1 protein-coding gene is annotated in these 2,238 nt (G+C 37.8%); it reads right to left on the reverse strand.

Annotation, left to right across the window (positions count from 1 at the left end):
• Nucleotides 1-1,939, reverse strand: a 1,939-nt coding sequence (locus tag HK417_RS24155; protein ID WP_222273205.1) for a retrotransposon gag family protein, incomplete at its 3' end; no start/stop codon positions are given.
• Nucleotides 1,940-2,238: the final 299 nt, after the last annotated feature.

Raw genomic sequence — 2,238 nt, forward strand, 5'->3', positions numbered from 1 at the left:
TAGGTATGTACTCTATTACTGGATCCTCACTTACTTTAGATAGAAAATGATCTTTTTGTGAATTATCTTTTATCTTTTGTTTTCCTATTTCTGACTCTTGGTCTATCTCCTTATCTTTTTCCTTACTTTTCTCTTGACTTACCTCTTTAGAACTCTCCCTATACTTTTCTCTAGGGGACGAACTATCTTTTTCAGGTTTGTCAAAATCGTTACCCCAACCCGTAGGGATAATTGGTTCTTCAGATACGGGTGTAAGCTTCTTGGGGTACAACACATAATAGTCAAACTTTCCACTATGTTCACCTAACAAACCTACTTCAGGATCACCTGTCTCATATCTCATTTTCAACTCCTTCTGACTAGTCCCAGTATTTCTTGGCTGAAGTATTTCCCCAACCCTATTATCTATCTCTCGACCACTACGCAGGGTAGTCACAGCCTTAACTTCTACAACATGTTGAGGGTTTTGTTCAGATGATGAACACTCAGCAACATATGTACCTTTTGGATTGCTAATGGGTTGACTTGGAAGTTTTCCATCCTCACGATGGCTAAGGTTTGAAGCTAACTGACCAATTTGAGTCTCTAGCTTGGCTATTGACTGAGAATGAGAGTGAAGCAATTGTCTATCAGCCTCAAGATTTTTCAAGGCATTTAGAACTTGATCTTCAAAACCTGAACTTCTTTGGGCTTGGGTTTGGTTCTGAAACTGAGGAATAGGAGGTTGATTAACACCCTGACTCTGATTTTTATATTGAAGATGAGGTGGTCTATATGGTGGAACATGATTTAAGTTACCATTTTGGTAATTTGGCCTTGGCACTTGGGAGTACGGCACATTGGAATTTCCATTGGGCTTTTGTGCTTGCTGCCCCCATTGGAGAAAAGGATGATTTTTCCAACCAGGATTGAAAGTATTTGAATATGGATCATTCCTAGGGTCTATATAACTTTGGGCAACATGAACTTGTTGAACAAGATCAGGATATTGCCCAGCCAAAGGACACTCTACAGTCTCATGATTCACTTCATTACAGATGATACAGATTTCATTAACTTGACGCACTGGATTTTTAGATGATGATCCCTGGACAGCTATCAACTTATCTAACTTTTTAGACAATTCCTCTACCTGCTGGGTAACAACAGTTGACTGCGGTAACTCATAGATTCCACTTTTCTTAGGTGGTGGAGCAGGAGTCTCTCGATTATTTGTTAAATTCATTGATGCCATGTGTAATGAATCCTCACTCAAAATTTCAAACAATTCCCATGCTTCCTCAGCACTCTTCCTAAGAATTGCCCCCCCACTTGCAGCATTAATTAACTGTTTATCCCTATCACCAAGTCCTTGAAAGAAGGCCTGGACAATCTGCCATGTGGCGATGTCATGGTGTGGACATAATCTCAAGAGTTCTTTCATTCGTTCCCATGCTTCATAAAAGGACTCACCCTCTTTTTGAGCAAAATGAGTAATTGCATGACGCATTTGGGTGGTTTTCCCTATTGAATAAAACCTAGCAAGGAATTTCTTTTGAAGCTCCTCCCATGTAGAAATGAGAACTGGGACTCTAAGGAAATTAATCCAATGTTTTGCTTTATCTTTAAGGGAGAAAGTAAACAGAAACATTTTCAAAGCATCTGGTGTGAAACCTTGAATTCGAATGGTATTACAGATTCCCTCAAACTCAGTGAGATGGTCATAAGGATTTTCTCTTTCTAGACCATGAAATTTAGGGAGCATTTGGATTGTTGAGTGCTTAATCTCATAGATTAAATTCTCAATATTGGGAATTCTCATACAAGAAGGTGGACTGTATGTATTCGGGAGAAAGTGATCCCGCAAAGTCATAGGTGGAATTGGAATTGGAACATTTAGAGCAGCCACACGAACATGTGGATCAGGTATACCTACCTCAATATCACCTATTTGCTCCATCATATTTGACTGTGGTAAAGCCCTAGGATTAATAGTTGACCTAAGTCGTGATCGAGCAGCCCTCAAAGTAGCTGCTAACTCAGGGTCGTAAGGAGATAATTCCAAACCTAAAGACCTTCTACCATGCATACAAACCACATAAACACAATAACACAACAAAAAGAAAAACACACTTATCCTAACTCCCAAAACTACAATTAAACTAAAAACAAAAACAAATATTTTTTTTTAATTTTTTATTTTTTATTTTTGATTTTTTGATTTTTAAATTTTTTTTTATTTTTTTAATAAATATATAC

The organism is Modestobacter marinus, assembly GCF_019799945.1.
GTDB lineage: Bacteria > Actinomycetota > Actinomycetes > Mycobacteriales > Geodermatophilaceae > Modestobacter > Modestobacter marinus_B.